Raw genomic sequence first — 23,552 nt, 5'->3', positions numbered from 1 at the left:
CGCACTCACAGAGAACGAGCTAGCTTTGCAGGCTGTCCGGCGGCGTTTCGCTGTCCGCCTGCTCCGCCGGATGGGTCGACGCATGAACCGCCTGCAACGCACGGATACTCACCTGCGTATAGATTTGCGTCGATTCGATACTCGCATGGCCCAACATGGCCTGTATCCAGCGGATATCCGCGCCGTTTTCCAGCATCTGCGTGGCCATCGCATGACGGAACAGGTGACAACTGCCCCAACGGCTGAGGCCCGACGCCACGATATATTCCTTGGTCACGATGGTCACACCGTTCGGCGTCAGCCCGGCCACACCGTCCAACGCCACGAACAGTGCGGTAACCTCCGGGTTCACCAGCAACTGCGGCCGCACCTGGTGCTGATAATGCAACACCCACTTTAGCGCCCGTTCCCCGATGGGGATAACCCGGTCTTTCTTCCCCTTGCCCTGCCGGATGGTCACCGTTTTTCGGCTGGCGTCCACCGCGTGCTGGTCAAGCCCGGCCACTTCCATGCGCCGCATCCCCGTTGACCACAACAGCTCCAGCAGCGCCCGGTCACGCAGCCCTTTCAGCGTGCTGATATCCGGCAACGCCAACACCTGCTCCACTTCTTCCACACTCAGGATATGGCGCGGCAGCCGCTTCTCCAGCCTCGGCAACACCAGACCCGACGCCGGGTCTGCCAACAGCAGATGGCTGCGCGTCATCCAGGCGAACCACACCACCAACGGCCCCAACTGGCTCCGCTGCGTCCGGCTGCTCAACGGCTCGCCGTCCGGTTTGCGGTAGGTGAACAGATAGCGCTGATAACGTTCCAGGATAGGCAGGGTGATTTCCTGCGGATAGTGCAGCCCGCGTTCAGCGGCCCACAGGATAAAGCGGTATTGATGATGGGTTTGGGTTTTAAGGGTGGTTTCCGACCAGTTACGCTCCCGCCGCCACGTCACGAACCGCAACAGCAGCGTATACAGGCTTTTCGGGTCATGCGCCGGGCCAACCGGTTTACGGTAGACTTCATCCACGGTCAGCAGCGCATCGGTGCGGGGTCTGCGGTAGGCCATTACTCACCTCCAACAGCAGGGGCAGCAGCCCGATTATTTTTCCCCTTTATTACGGTGTTTGAGGCAACCCCAACCGCTTCCGCCACCAAGCCTTGCCCTGCCTGGCTCGAAGCCACTTTATCACTCTCCAACTTGGCCCCAACTTGGGGGCAACTTGGCACCAACTTGCTGGCTTCCGAGTCCAACTTGCGCTCTCCGCCCTCATGTTCAGCCACATTAAGCAGGCCACACAGATGGCTTTCATCACCGTTACCACCATCCCACAGCAGTTGATACTGCAACAGATGGCCACGACTGCCACCGTGCAACAACAGGTATTCCATCTCAGCCAACCGCAGGCAATGCACCTTAAGCTGGTTATCACTCCAGTTGGTGTAACCCCGGATATCCCGCCGGGTAAAGCGCACCTCCGCGCTCTGGCAACCTTGTTGCTCAGCCATTCCTTTGACCATCTCTTGTATCAGCAGCAACAGCTTGCGCGTCTGCGGCGGCATTTCGTCCAGCGTGCGCCCCAGCACCTCATGCGCCAGCCGGTTCGCCAGCGCGATATCAGACCGCGCCACCTCGATATACTCCAGCCATTCCCCCCGGTGCTGCACCCGCTTCACCTCCCGCTGGTACTGGTGCAACAGCGCGATGCTCTGTATCAACGTCAGATACTTCATATGGTCGCGCCGGGTGCGGGTTTTATCGCTCAGGAACGTCAACTGTTCCGCATACGGATTCACCACTTTCAACGGCCTGAGCAACCGTTGCGCGTTCTGGTGCAACCGCGTCAGATAGCCTTTTTCATTCGCCGCCAGCAACCCTTCCAGCGTTTGGTGATGCCGCTGCAAGGCATGTATTGCCTGCGTCTGCTCCCGCGATTCGTTCACCGTCAGCACCAGGCAACGGTTTAACAGTTCTTCATCCACATCGATGGCCGTGGTGGTCAGCATCAGCATCACCGGGCCTTGCACCTTGTATTCCCGCGTCACCAGTTCGCCGCTCTGCTCGTTCTTGCCCGTCGACGCTATTTTCAACTCCCCGTCCGACTGCAACAGCTTCAGCGCATACGCCGCCTGGCGTACCCCTTCCTCTTCCGCGATAGCCAGTATCTTGTGCGACAGCGAGGTTTCACCCAGGTAATACAGGCTTTGCCCGGTCATGGCCGAGTACTGGATACGCTCTTCTTCCGGCATCAGGTTCAGCACCGCATCCATTAACGACGATTTCCCCGCCGCCGAACTGCTCTGTATCAACACCGCCAAGGGTTTATCCAGCTTGCGTGACACCGCCGCCAGATACCCGGTCAGCAGATTCGAGGATTCGCCAACCACGCCGCACGACGCCAAGTCATTCACCACCCGTTCCGCCAGGTCAGGGGATTTCAGCAATGCCAGCGCCGCCGCTTCATCCTCAGCACTCACCGCCACCGCAGCGGGCGCGGCCAGCTCCACCGCCTGCCGGGCCTCGTCCTGTTTCTGCTCCAGCAACAACAGCAACCGGCCGGCCTCGCGCTTGATAACCGCCACATCACAGCCCAGCTCAACCACCGCCACGTTGATAAAGCCCTGCCGCTGTTTGGCGTGGTACATATCCAGTTGATCAACATGGAACGCGCCGCTGGCCTCATCCCGCACCTGCACATTGACCTTCATCACGTCCGGTACCGTATTCTTTTGCCAGCCCCGCACCCGCCACACGCGCGGACCGCAGCGCATCAACAGCTCACCCGCTGCCGTGACTTCGCCGGGGATAGGTACGGTTTCAGCCGACACCGGCGCAGACTGCACGCCCGGCAAGGCGGCTAAAGAAGAAGGGGTGTCCGGCCCCGGTGTTTCCTGCACGAACACCGCCCCCGGCCCGGTGCCGTGGCCCATCCAGGCCGCTTGTTCCAGCGCCAGCCCCAGCGCTTTCTCCGGGTTACCGCTTTTTAACGCATACGCATTCGCATCCAGCCCTTGCGGGAACCGCACCCGCCACGCTTCGATCCCCAGCTCCAGCAGATCACCGGCGACAGCTTCCGCACCCCGATCCCCGGCTTCATCACGGTCATAAGCGATCAACACCCGCTTCACGCCGTGATACTGCAACGCCGCCAGATGATCCGCCGTAAAGCCGTTGCAGCCATAGGCGGCGATCACGTTGCGGAACCCGGCACACCAGAAGGTCATGGCGTCGATCAGCGCTTCACACAGGATCACTTCTGACGAGGCTTTCAGCGCCGGTTCATTCCACACCCCGACCAGCGGCGACGGTAGATACAGGTGTTTGGGATTACCCTTGATGATCTTGTAATCCGGTTGGGTGCGACGGCCATACAGTTGCAGCACCCGGCCACGGCTGGCAACGTTCGCCGACTCCGCCCAGCCGATCACCGGCATTACCACGCAGCCCCGGAAGTGATCCTGACGCGTAGCCTCGCGCAAGATCCCTACCTGCGCCAGCCGTTCCCGCAGCCGCTGACCGTCTTTGCTGTTTTTCGAGGGCAACACCCCGGCACTGCCGCCGATACCGTGATTACCCGCGAACCCCAGCCGGAAGTGGCTCACCAGTTCAGGGTGATCCAGCCCGCGGCTGGCCAGCCATTCTTGCGCCTCCGGGGACGCCAGCAACTGCTGATGATAGAAGTCGATCACCTGGTTAAGCAGCGCCTGGCCATCATCATCCAGATCGGCCAGTTTGGGACGCACCACAGGCGGCGAAGCAGGAGAAGGGGCTACGGCCTTCACCGCAGCGACAGTAAACGACGACAACCCCGCCAGCTCTTTCAGCCGCAGCAGCCCACTCAGGAAGTCCAGATATTCGGTTTTCATCAACCAGTCCAGCACCGAACCCGCAGCGCCGCAGCCGAAGCAGTGGTACAGGTTCTTTTCAGGCGAGATCACACAGGACGGGGTTTTCTCCCGGTGGAACGGGCACAGCGTCACATAGTCCTTGCCCTGGCGTTTCAGTTCACGCCGCTGGCTTTGTGCCACCTTCAACAGCGACACATCACGCTTTAACTGCTCCAGATCTTCCGGGGTGATCCTGCCCATTTCGCTGCTCCTGTAAAAACCTGTCAATAGGGTTTCAGTAAAAATAACTCGACAAGCATATACTACAGTAGGTAGTATTTACAACAGAGAGATGTAAAACAGGGAGTAGATTATGGTCATCAAGTCACGAACAACCACGGTAAAAACGACGATGGCCGCCCCTGTTACCAATGAAGAACAGATATTTATGGCCGCGCTGGGCAAGCGTATGACAGAACTCCGCAAGGCTTCTGGCATGACTCAGGCACAGATGGCGCAGGCACTGAACGTTTCACAACAGGCCGTACAGTCCTGGGAAGCCGGTCGGCGACGGATACAGATATCCGTACTGCCTGCTGTAGCGAAGCTGCTTTCGGTTTCTCTGGAGGGTTTGCTGGGTGAAGAGACAGAGCGCACACCGCGTAAGCGCGGCCCGGCATCCCGGCTGGAACAGCAGATTGAGGTGATCAGCCAACTGCCGAAGGCCCGGCAGAAGATGGTGGCTGAGATGCTGGATGCGGTGATTGCACAGGCGCAGCAGCAGGAGACAGGCAGCTAACAGACAGGGTTTTTAACACAGGTTGACGGTGGTGGAACACCGGCAACCTGCTAACCACCGCAACTAACAGGAGTAGTTACCATGGCTAGAGCAGATTCTACGTCACAACCCGCCGCACCCCAAGCCCGTAAAAGCGTGGTCGGTTACCGCACCAACGGCGGCAGGCCGAACCCGCTGCCGCAACTGACCATCAAGGGGAGATGGCTTGAGCCGCTCGGATTCACCACCGGACAGAGGATCGAAGTGATCACCGAGCCTGGGCAGTTGATCATCCGGCTAGCAGCTGAAGGATAACTGGCTGACAAATAAAGTAAAATCCCGGCACTAAGGCCGGGATTTTTTACTGCATTAGTGTCACTCTGCACAGTTGATCATTTTGATTAAACTGAAGATGCAGTATATGACTTTCAGTTTGGTATTTGATCCAGCGATTGAGATATCCCAAGAGCATATCCATTTTTCCACCGCCAGTTGCTGAAGGAACTCCTAACAACTGGATAATCTCTGACTCACAACCATTAGCAGGTAAAGGTAGCTCCCCAGTGTATACCGAGAACCCTTCATCGGCTTGCATATACAAGCTAATTTGATTTACCAAGTCGTCTTCTAATAAAAGTAAAACACCCGAGTTAAAGAATGAGTAATAGTTTCGGTCACCTAAAACGCCTTCATCGAAAACAGGTAATTCATTAAGTTTTTGAGGAAGATAAATAAACTCATTGCTCGTCTTCGAACATCCTAGCATTTCGATAAGATCATTCCATGCCAACATTATTTAATGACTCCTGTTTGCCGATTCCTGTCAATGATCTGTTTTACAGCATCATCAACTAGAACTGGATCATAACCACGTTCTATCATATTGGTTCTCAAAGCGTCAGTATCACGACACACTGCCCCACAAAGATCTAGCGCATCTTGCTGAACTTGGGCTGCTGTGTTTTTACCACCATAAGTAGGCCCTGCCTGATGAACATCCTTGGGAACCTCTACAGCCGTGGCATTTTGATATAAAGCCTTTTCTTCTGCCGGGGTCAGTTTCCTACCTAACTCATTTTCCTTTGCTGTTCTCAGAGCGGCAAAGGAAGGTATGTGATCATGTTCTAATCCATCGCCAACCACCGCACGATCTTTAAGTTCTTTATATGAACTAACATCTAACGGCTTAACAGCTTGAATCTCATCACTGGCCTTGTTAATCAGCTTGGATGCTTCAGCAAGGTCGCCCTTCTTCAGCGCCTCTTCTGCCGCCTTGATTGCCTTACCCGCTGCATCACCAGCAACCGGTAAAATGCCAATCGCCGCAACCAGATAATCCAGAGCACTCTGCGCTTCCGCAAAGCTCTTGATATCACTAATCACAGGAACGAAGTCTATCCCAAAGCCCGCAGCCCCTTTCAGCAGTTCGTCACTGTTGGCCTGCATCTTCGCTGAACACGCTTCTGCACTCATCCCGGCACAGTTTTTCTGCTTGTAGTCTTCTACGAGTGCTTTGAGTTCATCCTGGGCTTTTTGGTATTTCTGCTCCTGCGTCACGCCAGCGACTTTGTTCTCGCCGATATCACTCAGCGCGTTATTCTCCACCGCGTTCTTCCCAGCCTGACCTCCTGCTACCGCACTTGCCGTGCTGTCGCCCGTCACACCTCCAGCCAGCCCTGCCGCCAAGGTCGCCAGTGCGCTGATCCTCTGCTTCTGCTCCTCACTCAGGTTTTCAGGTTTCACGTCAGGATACAACTGACCCGCCAGATAACGCGCGGCCAGTTCGCCACCTGCTGCACCCGCAGCACCAGCTGCTGCCGAGTTACCGCTCATCTCTGCCGCTATCGCGCCCCACACAGCGTGCGCCAGCACATTGGCGGTATCATTATCCCCGGTGTACTTCTTGATTTGCTCTGCCGCATACGGGCTTAACCCACCGGCAATGGCGGCGGCCATATTGCCACCGGCCAGGCCCTGCAACGCTGCTGTGACGGCTTGTGCCGCTTTCTGCAAGTCGCTGCCCGTGCCGTATTTCTGCATCTCCGCTTTGTAGGCATCGGTTTTACGTAGCTCTTCAGCATTGCCTTTCAACTCAGGGTGACGTTTTAGTGCCTCCTCAAGCCCGTTGATATCCCCTTGTGTCCGGACGATATCCATCGCCTGTGCACCGATTTCCCCGATGAGTTGCGCCGCCTTCAGCCGGTTTTGTTCTTTCTCTTTGTCAAATATTGGCCCAATACTTCCGTTAGCATTGTCGGTGTCTCGACTCAGGTCCGCCACATTCTGCTTCTGATTAGCCTGGTCACGGATGATAAGGGTGCCATCACTGACTGCGGCCTGTGTTGTACCTTCTGCATGCCCACTGTTACCCAACCCCGACAGCGCCATGCTGCCCAGATTGCTCAGCAGGTCAGAGCCCACCGGGCCACCAGTGCTCAGGCTACCGCCCTGATGCTCGGCCTTGAAGTCTGCCTGGTTATGGATATTGCTAAAGCCCAGTGTGCCGGTATCCAACCGGTTTTTATCCGCGTCTGCCTTGCTGGCTATCACCGCACCGTCGAGCTGCGTATGCTCACCCACCGTGACGTCAAAGCCGCCTTTGCCCGCGTAGATACCCGTCTGTTCCTGCACGCTGTCATAGTTGCTGTGCAGTTTGTCACGGCTCATGCTCAGGTTGGCAGAACCACCGCCGCCCACCACCGCCACGCTGACACCGCCGCTGATGCTGGTCTGCTTCGCATCATAATTGTCGCTGTCCTGCTGGCTTTGCAGCGTCAGATTACGCCCCGCATCCACCTTCACCGTGTCACCGCTGGCCTGAGCGCCCACCAGTGCCGTGTCGCGGCCACTGTGCAGCGACAGCGTACCGCCACTGTCGACCAGGGTTTCGCTCCAGAACGTACCGTCGCCGTGCTCATTGCCCTGGCTCTTGTTGGCGTTGGCAAACACACTCAGGCCACTGCCTGAACCACCCACGCCCAGACTGACGCCAATATTGCCGCCGCTGCTGCTGTTGCTTCCTTCGGTTTTTTGCGTATTGGCTGCACCGAGCAACAGCAAATCGCGTTGCGCATCCAACGTGGTATCACCACCGGCTTTGAGCTGGCTACCGGCAATCAGGAGGTCGCCGCTGTTTGCCGAATTTCCTTGGCCAGTGGCAGTGACCGTCAGGTTATTGCCCGCCGTCAGTGTCGACCCACTGACGGTTTTCTGTTCCTGATGTTGCTGCGAGGATGACTTCTGCGAACCTAGTGAAACACTGACACCCACCATACTCGCCGCATCGCCGCCCTCTGCCTGCACCAGTTGTCCGGCTTGCACGGCCTGAACACCTGACAGCGCCGCTTTGGTCCCTTGCAAGGCGGCCAGGCGCCCATCGGTTTCTTTTTTTGCCTGTTGTGCGGTGGTGACCGCACTGTTGACGGCACTGCCCACTGGGCCAGACAGGGCGATGGTCAAGCCACTGCTCTTCTGCTCAAAGGTCTCATCCCGGCGGGTGATATCGTGCCCTGGGTCAATCTGTACACTGTCACCGGTCACCGACAGGTTCTGGTTGGCAATCACATCGGCACCGCCGATATGGGCTTTACCGCCTGCAACAATGTTTACATCGCCACCGGTTGAACCAATGGTGCTTACGCTCTGGCTTTGAGTGGTGCCGTCTTCGTTCACCTGATGGCGTGACGAGGTGCTGCCGATGGTAAAGCCCAGCCCACCGCCGCTGAACACACCGCTCTTCTTCTTCTCATCCAACCGGTAGCTCGATTGTTCTTCAGTCGCCGCCACTATCTCGACGTTATTGCCCGCCTGAATGTTGACCTTGCCGTCACCAACCACCGCAGAGCCTTTCACCGTCAGGTCGTTACCCGCCGACAGCGATACGTTGTTGCCGCTGAGCATCGCGCCCTTTTCCTGCGTCGCGTAGTCTTCCCGCACCGTATGGGTGGTGGTCTTCGACAGGAAGCCGCTCTTGGTTTTGGTTTCCTCGAAGAAGTGATAATCGCTTTCGGTGGCGCTGTTGAGCATAATATCCCGCCCGGCACTCAACGCCACGTCACCGCTGGCCTGCACCTGTGCCGCATTCAAGGTCGCATCGCGTTCGGCACGAATGGTGGTGTTGCCACCGCTGGCAATCTCTGTACCCTGCTGGCGAATGGCTTCGTCCACCTGCTGCCGTTTGCCGCCTTTGCTTTCGCTGTACTCGCTGGTCTGTTGGGTAGTGAGGTTCACGTCGCGCCCGGCGCTCAGGTTGACGTCGTTATCTGCTACTATCGCCGCCGCCTGCGCGTTCACATCTCGCCCAGCGCCTAACGTCAAATCACCGCCGCTGGTCAGCGTACTGCGTGTCGCACCGTTACTGCGCTGCTCGTCACCGTTGTTTTTCTGCCGCGTGCTCTCTTCCTGTGTTTGCAGGTTGATATCACGCCCGGCCACCACGGTGGCATCGCTCTGGCTGCCCACCTGGCTGGCCTGCACATTCACATCACGGCCTGCATTCACCACCAGCGGCCCACCGGCGCTGATTTCGCTGGCCTGGCTGCTGCGCGTCTCGCTCTCTTTTACGCTGTTCCAGCCCTGACGCTTGTCGGCATCGTAGGTGCTGTTCGCCAGGATATTGATATCGTTACCCGCCGACAGGGCCATGGCCCCACCGGAGGTCACTGTCGCCCCAAGGATATCGATGTTGTTCCCGGCACTCAGGCTCAGCGAGTCCCCGGCCCGAATGGTGCCGATATCACCCACTTCAGTGTGCGACAGGGACAGGCTTTGTGACAGCCAGCCGCCCGTTGCGCCTTGCGCTTCCCACTGGCGGGTCAGCGTCTGGTTGATGATGCTGCCATCAAGGCTTTCCAGCGTGACGCGGTTGCCGCTGAGGGTAGAGCCGATATTGCTGATATCGCCGATAGCGCTCAGTTGCAGGGAGTCTGTCGCATTCAGCAACCCACCGTTCAGGTTGTTGATTGCCCCCTGGCTGACCACGCTCAGACGTTCACCGCCCTGGAGGGTGCTGCCGCTGTTGGTCAGGCTGCCCGCGTTCAGGTTCACTTGGTTACCGCCGATCACGCTGCCGTTCAGTACCACCGTATCCTTACTCGACAGGTACAGTTTCGGGGCCAGAACCGTCTGGCCGTTGACCGTCACTGGCTCCCACCAGACGATGCTCTTGTCCAGGGCGGCGACCTGCTGCGGCGTCAGGCTGATGCCAAATTGCAGGCCCAACCCAGCCTGTGCCTGCGCGGCGTTGTCGATCAGATATTGCATCTGCGCCATATCAGAACCGACGCCGTTGATATAACGTTGGCCTGTCTGGTGCAGCACGGCGTTGCTGATATAGCGGGTATCAAAAGCTGCATCCCCGAGGAAGCGATAGTCGTAATCCGGGTGCAGGTTCAGGCGGTCGAGGAAATAGGCCGAACCGATGAACTGCGTTTCGTTGGTATAGCGGCTGTCGCTTTCCTGTGGTGCGCTGCCCGGCTGTTGACCCAGTAGACTGTACAGTGAATCAAACAGGCTGTTATCAAGCTGCCCCAGACCGTTCAGTTTCGGGTTGGTGGTGATCAGGTACGGGCTGTTCGGATCCGGGTTCGGCACGAAGCGGCCATCGCTGCCGTTCGGCAACGGGTAATCTGCCCCGTGTTGCCCAGCGTGCTCAGCGCATTTTGCAGGTTGTCCTTCCAGGCTGGGGTGCCCACGGTAATGCTTGAGTCACCGGATAATGCCTGTGCCTGTGCGCCTTCTACGTTACCTGGCTGCTGCAGGCTATCGAGCGTAGGCTTCGCCAGCGAATGGCTGATACCGCCAGCGTTAGGGATGACGGTCGTGTTGCTGATATCGCTGGTGAAATGGGCGTTCACTACGCCACCGGCTTGAATGACACTTCGGTAAGCTTCTCCACCACTCTGTTCTAAGCGGAAATCACCATTGGCCAAATAAAGAATGGGGTTATCTTTGTATCCGTCAACCGTTGAGGGATTTGGCTTTTCTGGGCTGACATTTTCAAAGCTAGCAAACGGATTTTTCTGTGGGGTATAGGTCTGGTAACGGGTCACCGTGCCCGCTTCATAGGACTGATTATTTAATGTGCCGCCTGTCAGGGAAATCGTGTTACCTGCCAATATTTGACTGGCCTGATTGTCCAGCGATACTGCATAGATGGAAAGATCTCGCCCAGAAGCAATGCGCCCCGCACCACCGGTACTGGTGACGTTCAGCGTAGAAAGAGAGACAGCAAACTCTTTTGCCGGGCTGGTTTTAAGGATTTCCGTATACGCGTAGTCATAACAGTCTGGGGAAGCACCATGACCTGGACTCCCCCCTCCAGAACATGTTCGGTTAATGTAATAACCATAATCTATCCCGAGTTCCAACTCAGAAAGGGGCACCAAGGCTTGTGTGTTGGTCAGCCAGGGGTACTGTTGCGTTAAATCGATGGTTTCACCGCCGGAAACCACCAGTCCATCACGCTGATTTAACAAATGCGCGGTGTTAAGGGTGATATCCCCGTTTTCGGTTTCGATGGTGCCAGACGTATTGACGATTTCGCTGTTGGCATTGCCTGTGGTATCGCGCTGCATCCACAGGCTGTTGCCCGCCAGAATATCGCCGTACTGGTTAGCAATACGGTCCGCCAGCAGGTGCATGTTGCCACCACTGTACAGCATGCCGCTGTTGAACAGTTGGCTCACTGCACTCAGCAGCAGATCACCGGCGGTGCCGATAAAACCGTAGTTATTGATGACACTGCCACTGAATAACTGGACCAGGCCGCCTGATTGCAGGCTGGAGCCTGCGTTTTGTGTGATACCGGCTGCCTCAATCCGCACGTCACCGTTGCCACCGCGTAACGTACTGGCGTTGGTGAATTGCCCACCACTGTAAATCGCCAGGCTCTGGCCCTGCGTGGTGCCCGTCAGCGTGATGTCACCCTGGCTGGAAAGATGTAACGTGTTGCCTGCCGCCAAGGTACCTTGTTGTGCAAATGCGTTATTCAGCGTCAACGCAAGATTGCCCAGCGCCACCAGTTGCCCAAACTGACTGAGCGCACCGCTGACCAGCGCCAGATCGCCCGCGCTGAACAACTTGGCGTTTTGCCCGTTATCGATCTGTTGCGCCTGCACTGCCAGTTGTCGGGTGGCCAACAACGTACCGGCATTGTTCAGGCTGCCGGTATTCAGTTGCAGGCTCTCGCCTTGCAACATACCCAGGTTGTTGAACACAGTGAGCGTCAGCCCGCTATTGCCCGCTGCAATCAGCGTACCTGTATTATCCAGTTGATTACCGTTAAAGGTAAGGCTACTCGCCTGCAACCAACCGCTGTTATTCAGACTGGGGGCGCTAAGCGCCAAGGCACCCCCTACCACCAGTTTGCCGGCATTGAGCACCGGGTCGGTCAGCATTAACGTACTGCCTCCGGCACTCTGGACAGAGCCCACGTTATCCAGCCCTGCCGCAGTCAACTGCAGCCCGTTCTGGCTGCGCACATCGCCCGCGGCCAGGTTACGGAACACACCGCTCAGTTGCGCACTGAACGCCGCCTGCCCCAACAGGAGTCCGGTGTTGGTGAGCTCTGCCGCCTCTACGCCCAGCGTTCCGGCCTGGATACGTCCCTGGTTATCCACCTGACTGGCTTTCAGGGTGGCCATGCCATTGCTCAGTATCTGCCCGTCAGTCTGCTGGCTAATGTTACCGCTCATCTCAGCGTTAAGCTGATTGACTCCGGCAATCACGCCGTTGTTGAGCAACGAGGTGCCTGTCAGCGACAGCGTGGCCGCTTGCCAGTTGCCCTGGTTGACCAAGGCCAACGCGTTAAGCGCCGCTTCGCCGTTGGTGACAATCTGGCTGCCCACACCACTGTGGAGGGAACCGGTCAGATCCAGTTGAAGGCGTTTGTTCGCCTGCAGCGTACCGGTATTGTCCAGTTGGCGCGCTGCCAGAAGGACCTGTTCGCCTTGCCACATGCCGGCATTGTTCACAGCTGCTGCATTGACCTTCAGTTCACCGCCGCTCAGTAACTGACCGCTGGCCGCGTTGTGCAGATCCTGTTGCAGTTGCAATACCAACCGTTCCACACCGATCAGCGTGCCGCTGTTGGTCAGTTGGCTGGCGTTCAACTGTGTGACATTGCCTTGCGCTTCGCCCTGATTGATCAACTGCTGCGCAGTGAGCGTGAGCTGGCCTTCACTGAGGATTTTTCCGCTATTGGTCAGCGCTGCCGTATTCAGCGCAATCGGCCCCTGGCTCAGCAATTGCCCGCCGTTGTCGAGCTCCTGCGTAACCTTCGCTGTCAGGCTATCGATACCCAATGCGCTGCCGGTGTTGCTCCAGGTTTCTGTCTCCACATTCAGGTCGGTAGCCTGCAATTTACCCGTGTTGCTGAGTTGCCCGGTGTGCAAGGCCAGGTTTTCTCCTGCCAGCAAACGCCCATCCAGGCGGTTAGTTAGCGTTTGCGCCTCAATATCGGCCCCGGCTTCGGCCTGTATCAGCCCACGGTTATCCAGGCTCTGGGTATTTAACACCAGTGTCTTCGCTGCCAGGGTGCCACTGTTGTTCAGCGAAGGCACATCCAGCGTCAGCCGCTGGCTTGCCACCAGCGAACCGCTGTTATCCAGGCTACGGGTAAACGCCAGTTCAAGCTGCGGCGCACCGATAAATCCGCTGTTAGTCAGGGCGTCGCCGCGCAAAGTAAGCTGTTGGCCCGCCTGCAACGAGCCTTGTTGATTAAGCTGTTTAACTGCCAGCGTTAATCCCTTGTCAGCTTGAATACGGCCTTGTTGGTTGAGGCTGTCGCTGCGCCAATCGATAGTAAGGGCAATCATATCGGCACGGTTTTCTGCCTTGGTGCCGCTGAAAGCCAAATCCCCCAGGGTGGTAAACACTCCGGCAAGCTGTGCGCCTTCTGTCGCTGTCAAGACCAGGCCCTCTTTAGCCTGGCTTTGTGCGCTATCCCCCGTGGTGAGCTGTTTGCCAGTTATCGTCAGCGAGCGATCGCTCGACAATAATCCACTCAGCATAAATTGGTCACCTTGCAGACGGATATCCCCGGCACTCAGCAATGCCGAGTCCGCCGTGGTCTGCAGGTTACCTGTCACAGCGATACCCTGAACCCCGGTCGCACGGCCAGCCAGCAGAAACTCACCTGCACGCACGCTCAATGGCCCTTCGGTATACAGCGACCCACTGACGTTCAGGGTGTCCCGCACCGTCAGTGTCAACGGTTGCTGTGAACCCATCAGCCCACGGTTATTGACCGCATCGGCATTCAGCGCTAACGCACCCGCCGATTGCAGTTGGCCACTGTTATCAAGTTGCCCAACGTTAACCGTCTGACTCCCCTGCGCCTGCAACAACCCGCTGTTATTCAGCGTCTGTGCCGTTATCTGGCTGTTGCGGTTGGCGGCCAGTTGGCCTGCGTTATTCAGACTATTGACCTGTAGTGCCAGATCGCGCCCGGCGGTCAGTTGTCCCTGCCAATCCACGTTGCCGCTGAAGGTGAAATTAATATCCTGTTGTGCGCTGAGCACGCTGCTGGCTGCACTTTGCAGGCTGTTGCCTGCCAGAGTGAAATCCCCGCCGGAGCTGACTTTCCCCGCCAGGCTCACTGCGCCGCCTTGCAGCACAACGCCGTTCAACCCGGTCAGTTGCGAGCCGCCATCCAGAATCAAGCCGCGTTGGGCTTCGGCAATCACCGTTCCCGCCCCGAGCTGGCTGTTTAGCCACTGCTGCTCACCGGCGTTTACGACGAGCCGCTGGGTGGCGGTCAGGTTGCCTTGTGCGTCAGTGCCTGCCAGCAGGGTGCTGTTAGTCGCTGTCAATTGGCCTGTGGCATTCACCTGAAGGTCTTTCGCCGCGCTGAGCGTGGCCTGCTCCAGTGCCAGGTCACCGCCGTTGAGTGCGATCTGCTGACCGGCTTTCACCGAGGTGTGACTCAGTGCCAACTGCCCCTGACTGTTCAAGGTGACGTTTTGAGCGGCCTGATGGCTGCCACTCAGCGCAATATCGGCTGCCTTGACGGTCAAGTTGCCCTGCGCCAGCGTGTTATTCAGCGTCAGCTTGCCATTGGCATCAAGGGTGATATCCCCGTCACGGGTGTTGAGGTTGCCGAGGTTAACGCCGACACCGGTTTCACTGGACACCAGATGAATGCGGTTGGCATACATGCCACCCAACGCGCCGGTGTCGATCGCCACTTTTGGCACCTCGCCCTGACCGGCGATCGGCGTGGCATTGCCTTGCGCATCCACCCGGTTGGCCCCCAGCGTGATGGCCGCGTCTTTGGCGTGCAGTTGTGCGTTGATGTCGGTGGCGCGGGCAATCAGCGCGAACTTGTCGCTCTGGCTGGCATCCAGCCCTTTACCCTGAATGCTGATCGCCCCCTGAGTCACTTCCAGCGTCTGCAAGCTGCCATCGGCACCCAGCACCGGTTTACCGGTGGTCAATGTCGCATTCGGGGTGTTGATAAATCCGCAGCCGTCGCAGGTGATACCATAGGGGTTGGCCACCATCACATTGGCCTGCTTACCCGCTACCTCCATATAGCCCTGCAGTTGCGAACGGTTCGGGGTCACCACCTCGTTGATGATGCCCTGGGCTTCTTTCCCGGCCTGCAGATTGGGGTTGTTCTGGATCAGGCCACCCAACTGGCTCTGAGTGAGCCGATCGGTGGCGTTGTTGAGGAGCAGCCCCTCTTTCCCGACGTTGAAGTCGTTGTATTTATTGTGGGAAATTCCGGCCTGATTGGGTGTGGCGATATTGACCACCGGCACGCCGTTGGCCGCCTGATCGAGTTTCGTATTGCCTTCGGCGACGCTCACGCCGTTGGCAAACGCGGGTAACACCGGCTGCCACACCAGGAGGGTACACAGGGCATAGCTCAGCCAACGTTGGGTGGCATGAAGAGGACGATCCGTTGACTGACTCATGTGTTAAAACCTTTCCCTGGATATTAAAGAACAATATTGATGCGGTAATAGACAGAAACCCGGTCCGGCTCCAGCCAACTCGGGTGCGACAGCGGCCAACCGACGGTCAACTGGCTGCCGACATAGCGGTTGCGGCTGCCGAGCCCCACCGCGCCGCCCCACAACGTGCCGGAGGCGTAAGTATCCTGAGAGTCGTGGCGCAGGTAACCGCCGTCTACCGCACCCAACAGGGTGATTGTGCCGAGGTACGGCAGGCTGAATGGCGACCAGTTGACCTCATTACGCCAGTAACCGCCGTTATCCCCAGACAGATATTGCTCCTTGTAACCCCGCACCGAGCTTTCGCCGCCAAGGGTCAGGCGTTCGCTGCCGTACAAGCGATCTGGTGACCACTGACCGTAGACGCTGGTGAGATAGGTCCAGTTCTGCGCCAGTGGCAGGTAATAGCTGCTGGAAAACGAGGTTTTGTTGAACTCCGCTCTCGGCGCATCGTGGCTTTTACCACTGTCGTCTTCCGCCCCCAGCCACGGCACACCACGGCTGTAGGTCGGGTTGAAGGTGGCAAATCCGCCCCACAGCTTCTGGCTGTGCGCCACGCCCAGCGACACGCTGGTGAGCTTGCGGCTGCTGCTCTCCAGCCGGGCGTCGTTGAGGTAGTTGCGGTTGATACGGTGCGTCAGGCCCAGCGCCAGGCCGGTTTTTATCTCACTGTTGCGGAACACGACGCGTGACAGGTTGAAACGGTGCGTCTGGCTGTCACCGCTGGAGCGCCAATCGAAACCCTGATTGTCGATGGTCGAGAGGTAATCGCTGTAGGAATAGTTGTAATCCGCCAGCCAGTAGCCGTAAGGCAGGCTGACACCGGCCTGCACGCTGCGGGCGTTGTGATCGTTGGCGAAATCGCTGCTGCGCGCGCCGGAGACAAACCACTGATCCGCCAACCCCAGCAGGTTGTTGCCGGTCAGCGAACCGTTGATCTGCCCGGTGCCGGTGCTTTTCTGCCCGCTGTTATCGAACCCCAACCCCAGCATCACCGGGAATTCCGGCGTGGCGGTCAGGTTCACCACCGAATAGCCCGGCTTGCTGCCGGGCAGGATTTCAATCTGTACCGGCTGTTGGCGCAGGCGGTTGATCTGCTCCATGCCCTGTTCGATATCACGCAAATTGAGGATAGTGCCTACCAGGCCGGGGAACGCCATCTTCAGCATCCGGTCATCATGCTTATCCAACTGGATCTTCTCCAGTTGGCCTTCAAGAACGAGAAGCTTCAGCTCCCCGCTGGACAGATCCTGCTCAGTGAGGAATGCGCGGCTGGTGATATAACCGCGAGCGATATACCAGTCGGAGACCTGTTGCACCAGGGTCTGGATCTGCGCCAGATTCAGGCAGCGCTGGAGATAAGGCTGCGTGAGCGTTTGTTGTGCGCTGGCAGGCAGGTGAGTGGCCCCCTCAAGACGGATGGTATTGATGGTGAAACAGGGGCCCCCCTCAGCCGCAACGGGCGGGGCCTGCGGGCGCGTAGGGGAAATGCTGCGTTGCAGTTGCTGGCGCTGTTGCTGGTTTTGCTGCAGCAGATCACGCTGTTGCTGCTGTATGGTGTCGCGATCGGCGGGGCTGAGGAAAGCGGCGGTAACCGGGAGTACTCCAGCCGCCAATGCCACTGTCGCTATTAATGTCATGCACCGCAACGGGCGCGCCCTGCATCCCAGCATTTATGATCCCTGAATGTGTCAATGTAAAGAAATGTATTAATTTATGTAGGGGATTATCTGGTTGCACAGAATGAAAAGCAAGCAGGTAGGCTTTGATTCGCCGTTTTATTAAACGAAATACATGACAACTGATTTAAGCTGTTTATGCCGTTATTTCAATCAAGAGATGTGATCTACCTACAGGGTAAGCACTCACACTTGCCAGCCTTTAACCCTGCCTGCGATGACGCGGGCATTTTGTTTCTGAGGAACTCGGCGATGCTAACTACATTGAATATCGTCATTGAACTCGACGTATAGACTGACCACACCGAAATCATTTGCTCAACCAGCATTGAACGAATTGGCACCGTGCGTAATGCCGCGCTGGCGCAGATTGAAGCCATTATCCACCAGCTTGAAGATATCTCGGCCATCACCAACAGCATCGGTGGAGGAATAGCAAGAGACTGGGCCATGCGACAAGACTTCCGCAGCGGTTGCTGGCTGATGGAGAAAGCAGAAACGGCCATGCCGGTGATCACTCGCAATCTTGATCGCGACATATGGCAAGATCTGATGAAACCCCGGCATGCTGAGTGTGATGGATGCACAGGCGCGTGACCAGTGGTACAGAAATCTGGAAAGCAAAGATTTGCCCTCTATCAGCGAAGAAAGCATCTACAGCACATTCGAGCAGTTGCACCGTGATAAAGGAGAGTTCTTTGAGCGGGGGAGTGATCAACGTCTTCAAATCGCTAGCCTGGCACTACAAAACCAACAGCCCCTGCCGCTTTGGCAAAAAGATCATCGTGACCAATCTGGTGAGTTATAACCAATGGGAATTTTCGCTGAACCATAGTTATCGGTGTGATCAACTGGCCGATCTGGAACACATGCTGTATTTATTAGATGGTAAACCACTGTCTGATAATCGAGGTGATATCACTACTCGGATGTATGAGCATATCCGTGTCAATCCGCAGATGGCGAAGGTGTATCAAGATGAGTATTTTTCGATAGAATACTTCATGAAGGGTTCAGCACACCTGACATTTAAGAAACTTGCGTTGATGGACAAGATGAACGATATCATCGCCAAACATTATCCACAGGCGCTCCCCGCCCGATGATGGCTCAGGTAAGGGGGGCTGAACGTGTATTTGATAGAGTTCAATTAAATGACAATACCAGCATTGGATGAATCAATTTCTATGGATAGCATTAATAATGCCAAACGAGTTTTAGATGAAAACACCAAGGTGCTCTACGGCATCTTTGGTATCATTGATGATTGCGGCTATTTTCCCCCCTTACCTTTCTTGAACGAATTCCTCATCGCTGGTAGTGATCCCTGTGACCAAGATGGCAGGATGGACCGTTGGCGTCCATTTACACTTACGGTCTCTGAATATGAAGAGGTGAAGGCATGGTGGTTTGCATCTCGTCCAGGCACTGTTGAATCTCCGCTTAACAGTGAGTGTTGGAGTGATTGGGTTCAAGAGATTCTGGAACTATAAATACCCTCAGGTATCAATCTGGGCTGGAGCCGGTTTTAGTTCGGCTAACAGATATTTTCACTCGTGCAACAGTTTCCCTCGTTGTGTGGCTAAACGTAATACAGGCTCATGTGTAATTGCAGAGAACTTCCAACTTGTGTGGCTGAAATCGAATATCGAGGCTTCCATTTTCTGGGGGCCTTGCTTCATCGTCACTACTTTGAAACGCCAGAGAGTGAATATTTCGAGCCTCCGCTTGAATATTCAGAGTCAATGTATCGCTGTACTGAATGTGAACAACCTTGGTACATAGAGTGTTCGCCAGAGCAAACACCTTATCCAGAATTCGCATTGAAGGCTGACAACATCGCGCAGTCGCCTTCAGATGCAGAGATCAGGGCTGCCAAACAATATCTTTGCATACTTGCACATGGTGGTTTCGATGCAGAAAAATGCAGAATGGCAGGTTGCCAGAACCATAAGTTGCTTGGGCGCGAGCTATGCCACCTGCATATTCCCTTTCCATAGTGCGGATTGGCAAGTTTATCTACAAGGTACGGGTCAATAGGAAAACAGGGGGCTGAATTGGTAATAATTTCCCGTTCTTAGCGTTGCCTCCCCACGTTTGATTGAATATGATTTTATTTTAATCACAAGGAGATACTCATGGCACAATCACCCACACGCGTCATTGCTGCTCATGTTCCTATTGAAATGGCAGAGAAGATCGACGAACTGACTGCTAACTATGATCTTTCTCGTGGTTGGTGGGAAGAGGCTTATGCTTGTTTCCGGGAAGCCTTGCTGCGTGCTGTGTTCTATTGATGTCATTCTATAAGAACGTTTACATTTTCCTGCCGTAAACCATTCAACATAAATGGAGCGGTTGAGTGTGTTGTTTTTATATAAACTAACTCTGTTAAATATTAGTTACTCCTATTTTATTGAATGGGGACTTTAACATGCTGATAATGAAGGTGAGGTTCTGCCTAATGTATAAATGATTTTATAAACTCCTCATGTGAGTATGGGTGATTAATAGGGTATGCGTTATTGGTTTTTAATTTACTTGCTATTTTTGTTTTGATATAATTACTTGCCAGGTTATATAACAACACGATAAATTGTATTTTATTATGAGAGTTTTATAATGATAGAATTTTTTGATTTAAATTATGATTCATTGTCAAAGCAAAGATCTAACGAGTTATTTTATCTTAGAAAAAAAACGTTTAAAGACCGTCTCAACTGGAGAGTGAGTTGTGAAAATAATATGGAATTTGACGTCTATGATAATAAGAATACCACTTATATTTTCGGTGTTTATAAGGATGATATAGTTTGCAGTTTGCGGTTTATAGAAACAAGGTTTCCTAATATGATAATAGATACCTTTAGACCTTACTTTAAAGAATTAAGTTTACCAAAAGGAAACTACATTGAGGCTAGTCGTCTATTTATTGATAAAGAACGAATAAAGGCGCTTCATCTACAAGAATATCCTATCAGTTTAATCCTTTTTTTATCTATGCTTAATTATGCTAAAAGCCTATGTTATCAGGGCATTTATGCAATTGTCAGTCATCCGATGTTGATTATCTTCCAACGTTCGGGATGGCAAGTCTCTGTTGTTGAAAAGGGGCTTTCAGAGAAACGTCAGAATATTTACCTGATCCATATGCCTGTGGATGAAAAAAATCAGCATATATTAATAAAACGCATCAACAAAAAGTCCACTTTTCTGAATGGAAAGTTAAATGTTTGGCCATTATCATTCAGCATTAGAGAAAACCGGTCTAATGAGCTTCAATTCGACCCCGAGTCTTATGGCATGTTTGGCATTGGTAACACCTAATTTCTTAATGGCGTTACCCACATGGTATTTTACTGTGGTGAGTTTTATCCCTAGGATAAGGGTGATCTCTTGATAGGATTTTCCCATGCTTGCCCAGTAAAGTATCTCATTTTCACGTTTGGAGAATAACTCTTTTGGGTTTGTTCTTTCAAAATGATTTGTGTTATTAAATTCTTGGTATAGCGCTATTAATTTCTCATGTGTTGTTAATAATAACATCTGGAGATCATTTTTCTTGTTTACTATTAACGTCTCTATATCATCATCGCAAGAGTTATCCATTATCATAGACAGAACAACCAGGTTATGATTATGGTCATGCAGCACAAAGGTATATCCATTAATGACGTTATAGTTTTTGGCCATATCAAAGATTTTTGGCATTTTTAATCCTGAGCTGATCAGGATATTCTCATCCCAGGGGAAGGGGGTAACACGGTACGATGCGGTAATAAGAACGGGGTCTATGAATTGGTAATTGTTTTTAGTGTAAAACTCAAACCATTCTGTTCTATTGGAGATGATGGCAAAATCAGTTGGATTTTTCTTGTTCATTATCGCATAGGCATATTTAATATTATTAAATGCCTTTAGATTTTTCTCCAAATAATTTTTAATGGATGCATTGATCGTTGAATTGTTAAAAAATGCGTTAGACACCCAGATATCCCCTTTAAAAAATCATTATACTGGCAAGAGTATAGCATAAGCGACATGCTGTAGAATGATTATCTGGCAAATATGAGTCATTTTCAGGGGGCTCTATAATATGATATGGCAATGAGGCAATGACACTTAACTTCCCAATCCCAGAATGTATGAGCCCAAAATTCTGAGAGGGTGAATATTGAGTGTGCAGATATTTTGATTAGTAAAAGATCAATAAAATCAATTGATTGAAGAGTAAGCTTTTGCTTCGTTGCAGGTACATCACATCTATCCGTTCAGTCAATATCATCTTTGATCTATGTTTTAAATAACAAGAAGATATACCTAAATAATTTGAGTTGCAGGAAGGTGGCGACGCAGAGAATCCCCAGGAGCTTACTCAAGTCAGTGACTGGGGTGAGCGAGGAAAACCAACGCACATGCAGCTTGGAGTATGACGGGTATAGATTGATTAAAAATGATGGGAACGAAAATACTTTCTTACTCGTTATGGTGGAGTAAGACAAAAATTAACAGATTATTGGCTATTCGCAATAATGGTGAAAATTTCCCTGGTGTTGGCCAATTTGGCATCTGATCCTATAAGTAGGATCAGTTTCTTTTTGCATTCAAAACACTTTATTTTTTATGCATAAACAATAAAGTGTTTTATTACTGAATGATAGATAGACTAAAGTACAGTCTTGCACTATACTTTTTTGGTAAAACGCATCCACCCTCTGCGCTTGACATGCTTAATAAATTTGCTCATGCAGTGTAGCCTTTCAGTCACCGCGGGCTTTTTGCTGGCTATCTTTATATCCTCCGTCTGGTGTCGCCGCATGTTCCTACCACAACATTACTACGAACATTCCTAATAATCTCCATTTCTCTGGAACCTATGACCTGCCTGTGTGCAGAGAAGTGGCTCAGCCCAGCAATTATGCCGGTTAAAAAATTTGGTAGGGCCACTTGAATTTTATCCAGTGACGATTCAGATTGAAGTGGAATACTGAATTTAGTCACCTGAATAGAGGTGATCTCATCACCTCATCGTCATCAGACGCTGCGGTATACTGGTACCTGGCGCAGGGTTGCGGTGAGGCTGTCCCAAACCTGCACCTCTGAGGTTGCAATACGCATCCCCTTTTTTCTGAGTACCGCCACATCTGCTGCGATTCGCTGCATACCGAACCAGAACAGACCATCCAATGCCGTCACCGCCAGTCCGTTTTCCAACGCTCGCTTAAGCCGCTCGCGCGGCATTTTTACTTCCTTGGCAATTTCCCGGTAAGGCGCAGCGGTATCGCCGGAATGTCTTTCCCGGCGAATACGGGTTGACAGACGGTAGTGAAACTCTTCTGGCACCTGATTTAAATCAGATTTCACGCTGTAGACACAACCAAAACGTTTGCCGTTAAACATTACGTTTTTCTGACTGAGTGGCAGTTCATCACGCAGCCCGGCAATCAGCTGTGGGGCACGCACCAGCAGCAAACGAAAAGGCATCTCAAAGCTAGTGACGTAATCCACATTCAGCAAGGCGATACGCAGACGTTCGGCACTCCCCGCTTGCACCTGGCGGCATTCTGCGCTGACTTCAGCCCATTGCTGAGTAATACGCTGTGTTTCATTAACTTCCGCAAAGCTATATTTTTCAATCTGGTAATCAATACGTTCGACCATGCTGTTTTCCCTTCGCCTGCCCATCGACGACTTTATCAACGGGTTATGCGCAAAGGAAGCTGTTCTGTTAAAGAAGGTCACGCCCGATGGTCATTCAAGAGCATCAATCCGTAGTCGGTAATGCCACAATGACAGGGATAGCTTGTAAAACAGCCAGCATCGTTACTTCCATTTTCAGAAAGAAGAAACTCCCACCTAAAGTGCCACGCTTAAATTGAATCACTTTACGCTTCAGGCCGGTGGGAGGGTGAGTCGTGAACCCATCCATGGGGCTTGTTCTATGCGCCGAACGGTTGCTAATCTGTCGTTGCGTGTGAACCTACATCTGCGAGAAGGTGTTCATAATGACCCCACCGCCGATAATCAGCGCCATGGAGAATATGGCGGGCAGGTCCGGTTTCTGTTTGTAGAGCAACATGGAAACAAAGGTGACGCCAACAATGCCAAAACCACACCACAGCGAATAAGCAACCCCCACAGGCACATACCCCATTGCCCGGGTCAGAGCGAAATAGCACAGGCAGTAAGCACCGATCACCAGCAGTGAAGGCCCGAGTTTTTTGAAGTTGTTGGTTTTTTTGATCATCGACGTACCGGTAATTTCTGAACCGATAGACAATGCTAACCACAGAAAGCCAATATTAAACATAATTCACA

Annotated in this window: 15 protein-coding genes and 1 pseudogene; 7 read left to right on the top strand and 9 right to left on the bottom strand. The window is 53.7% G+C overall.

Annotated elements, in window-relative coordinates; all coding sequences use genetic code 11:
- Positions 1 to 19 precede the first annotated feature (19 nt).
- Positions 20 to 1,060 carry a site-specific tyrosine recombinase XerC gene (xerC, locus tag WG891_RS09510; RefSeq protein ID WP_337262569.1) on the bottom strand — a complete coding sequence of 347 codons (1,041 nt, stop codon included), beginning with the start codon at positions 1,058 to 1,060 and terminating at the stop codon, positions 20 to 22.
- Entirely contained in the window at positions 1,060 to 4,080 is a 3,021-nt protein-coding gene (locus WG891_RS09505) for a CHC2 zinc finger domain-containing protein (RefSeq protein ID WP_337262568.1), read from the bottom strand. The genes xerC and WG891_RS09505 overlap by 1 nt, the downstream gene beginning before the upstream one ends.
- Before the next feature lie 112 nt (positions 4,081 to 4,192).
- On the opposite strand from WG891_RS09505, the gene WG891_RS09500 reads away from it, so the two are divergent.
- Positions 4,193 to 4,618, top strand: coding sequence for a helix-turn-helix domain-containing protein (locus tag WG891_RS09500; protein WP_337262567.1), 426 nt, complete (start codon positions 4,193 to 4,195; stop codon positions 4,616 to 4,618).
- An 81-nt stretch (positions 4,619 to 4,699) separates the two neighbouring features.
- Entirely contained in the window at positions 4,700 to 4,912 is a 213-nt protein-coding gene (locus WG891_RS09495; RefSeq protein WP_337262566.1) for a SymE family type I addiction module toxin, read from the top strand.
- Between the two features lie 46 nt (positions 4,913 to 4,958).
- On the opposite strand, the gene WG891_RS09490 is transcribed toward WG891_RS09495, so the two are convergent.
- From WG891_RS09490 to WG891_RS09475, 4 genes are read right to left on the bottom strand one after another with little or no spacing between them, the layout of a single operon-like run.
- Positions 4,959 to 5,390, bottom strand: a complete 432-nt coding sequence (locus WG891_RS09490; RefSeq protein ID WP_337262565.1) for a hypothetical protein — start codon at positions 5,388 to 5,390, stop codon at positions 4,959 to 4,961.
- Complete coding sequence (locus WG891_RS09485; protein WP_337262564.1) at positions 5,390 to 10,216, bottom strand: hemagglutinin repeat-containing protein; 4,827 nt, start codon at positions 10,214 to 10,216, stop codon at positions 5,390 to 5,392. Before WG891_RS09485 ends, WG891_RS09490 begins: the two co-directional genes overlap by 1 nt.
- A complete protein-coding gene (locus tag WG891_RS09480; protein ID WP_337262563.1) occupies positions 10,156 to 15,516 on the bottom strand; it encodes a two-partner secretion domain-containing protein in 5,361 nt (1,786 codons plus the stop codon). Before WG891_RS09480 ends, WG891_RS09485 begins: the two co-directional genes overlap by 61 nt.
- Before the next feature lie 23 nt (positions 15,517 to 15,539).
- Positions 15,540 to 17,195: a ShlB/FhaC/HecB family hemolysin secretion/activation protein gene (locus WG891_RS09475; RefSeq protein ID WP_337262562.1), complete on the bottom strand. Its 1,656-nt coding sequence runs from the start codon at positions 17,193 to 17,195 to the stop codon at positions 15,540 to 15,542.
- Positions 17,196 to 17,543: 348 nt separating this feature from the next.
- Between WG891_RS09475 and WG891_RS09470 the strand changes: the two are divergent.
- The 5 genes and pseudogenes from WG891_RS09470 (at position 17,544) to WG891_RS09450 (ending at position 20,561) form a co-directional block, all read left to right on the top strand.
- Positions 17,544 to 18,340: pseudogene (locus WG891_RS09470) on the top strand (DUF4942 domain-containing protein).
- Positions 18,341 to 18,421: 81 nt separating this feature from the next.
- On the top strand, positions 18,422 to 18,727 hold the full coding sequence (locus tag WG891_RS09465) for a hypothetical protein (protein WP_337262589.1): 306 nt from the start codon (positions 18,422 to 18,424) through the stop codon (positions 18,725 to 18,727).
- Positions 18,728 to 18,865: 138 nt separating this feature from the next.
- Positions 18,866 to 19,234 carry a hypothetical protein gene (locus WG891_RS09460; protein ID WP_337262561.1) on the top strand — a complete coding sequence of 123 codons (369 nt, stop codon included), beginning with the start codon at positions 18,866 to 18,868 and terminating at the stop codon, positions 19,232 to 19,234.
- A 138-nt stretch (positions 19,235 to 19,372) separates the two neighbouring features.
- The gene (locus WG891_RS09455) at positions 19,373 to 19,531 is read left to right on the top strand and encodes a hypothetical protein (protein WP_337262560.1); all 159 of its coding nucleotides are present in this window, start codon (positions 19,373 to 19,375) and stop codon (positions 19,529 to 19,531) included.
- A 325-nt stretch (positions 19,532 to 19,856) separates the two neighbouring features.
- Positions 19,857 to 20,561 carry an acyl-homoserine-lactone synthase gene (locus tag WG891_RS09450; RefSeq protein WP_337262559.1) on the top strand — a complete coding sequence of 235 codons (705 nt, stop codon included), beginning with the start codon at positions 19,857 to 19,859 and terminating at the stop codon, positions 20,559 to 20,561.
- Here WG891_RS09450 and WG891_RS09445 read toward each other — a convergent pair.
- The 3 genes from WG891_RS09445 to WG891_RS09435 all read right to left on the bottom strand — a co-directional run bounded on the left by WG891_RS09445 (position 20,478) and on the right by WG891_RS09435 (position 23,544).
- Entirely contained in the window at positions 20,478 to 21,221 is a 744-nt protein-coding gene (locus WG891_RS09445) for a helix-turn-helix transcriptional regulator (RefSeq protein WP_337262558.1), read from the bottom strand. The two genes, WG891_RS09450 and WG891_RS09445, sit on opposite strands and share 84 nt — an antisense overlap.
- A gap of 1,047 nt (positions 21,222 to 22,268) precedes the next feature.
- Positions 22,269 to 22,895: a DNA-binding protein gene (locus tag WG891_RS09440; protein ID WP_337262557.1), complete on the bottom strand. Its 627-nt coding sequence runs from the start codon at positions 22,893 to 22,895 to the stop codon at positions 22,269 to 22,271.
- A gap of 319 nt (positions 22,896 to 23,214) precedes the next feature.
- Complete coding sequence (locus WG891_RS09435) at positions 23,215 to 23,544, bottom strand: DMT family transporter (RefSeq protein WP_337262556.1); 330 nt, start codon at positions 23,542 to 23,544, stop codon at positions 23,215 to 23,217.
- Between the last annotated feature and the right edge of the window lie 8 nt (positions 23,545 to 23,552).

Source organism: Serratia sp. MMO-28, from assembly GCF_037199905.1.
GTDB classification, from domain to species: Bacteria; Pseudomonadota; Gammaproteobacteria; order Enterobacterales; family Enterobacteriaceae; genus Chania; species Chania oryzae.
Note: the sequence above shows the minus strand (reverse complement) of the source record. Positions and strands in the feature narration are given on the sequence as shown.

Coding starts and splice junctions, on each gene's coding strand:
- xerC (WP_337262569.1), bottom strand. CDS start 1,060: ATGGCCTACCGCAGACCCCGCACCGATGCGCTGCTGACCGTGGATGAA.
- WG891_RS09505 (WP_337262568.1), bottom strand. CDS start 4,080: ATGGGCAGGATCACCCCGGAAGATCTGGAGCAGTTAAAGCGTGATGTG.
- WG891_RS09500 (WP_337262567.1), top strand. CDS start 4,193: ATGGTCATCAAGTCACGAACAACCACGGTAAAAACGACGATGGCCGCC.
- WG891_RS09495 (WP_337262566.1), top strand. CDS start 4,700: ATGGCTAGAGCAGATTCTACGTCACAACCCGCCGCACCCCAAGCCCGT.
- WG891_RS09490 (WP_337262565.1), bottom strand. CDS start 5,390: ATGTTGGCATGGAATGATCTTATCGAAATGCTAGGATGTTCGAAGACG.
- WG891_RS09480 (WP_337262563.1), bottom strand. CDS start 15,516: ATGAGTCAGTCAACGGATCGTCCTCTTCATGCCACCCAACGTTGGCTG.
- WG891_RS09475 (WP_337262562.1), bottom strand. CDS start 17,195: ATGACATTAATAGCGACAGTGGCATTGGCGGCTGGAGTACTCCCGGTT.
- WG891_RS09465 (WP_337262589.1), top strand. CDS start 18,422: ATGGATAGCATTAATAATGCCAAACGAGTTTTAGATGAAAACACCAAG.
- WG891_RS09455 (WP_337262560.1), top strand. CDS start 19,373: ATGGCACAATCACCCACACGCGTCATTGCTGCTCATGTTCCTATTGAA.
- WG891_RS09450 (WP_337262559.1), top strand. CDS start 19,857: ATGATAGAATTTTTTGATTTAAATTATGATTCATTGTCAAAGCAAAGA.
- WG891_RS09440 (WP_337262557.1), bottom strand. CDS start 22,895: ATGGTCGAACGTATTGATTACCAGATTGAAAAATATAGCTTTGCGGAA.
- WG891_RS09435 (WP_337262556.1), bottom strand. CDS start 23,544: ATGTTTAATATTGGCTTTCTGTGGTTAGCATTGTCTATCGGTTCAGAA.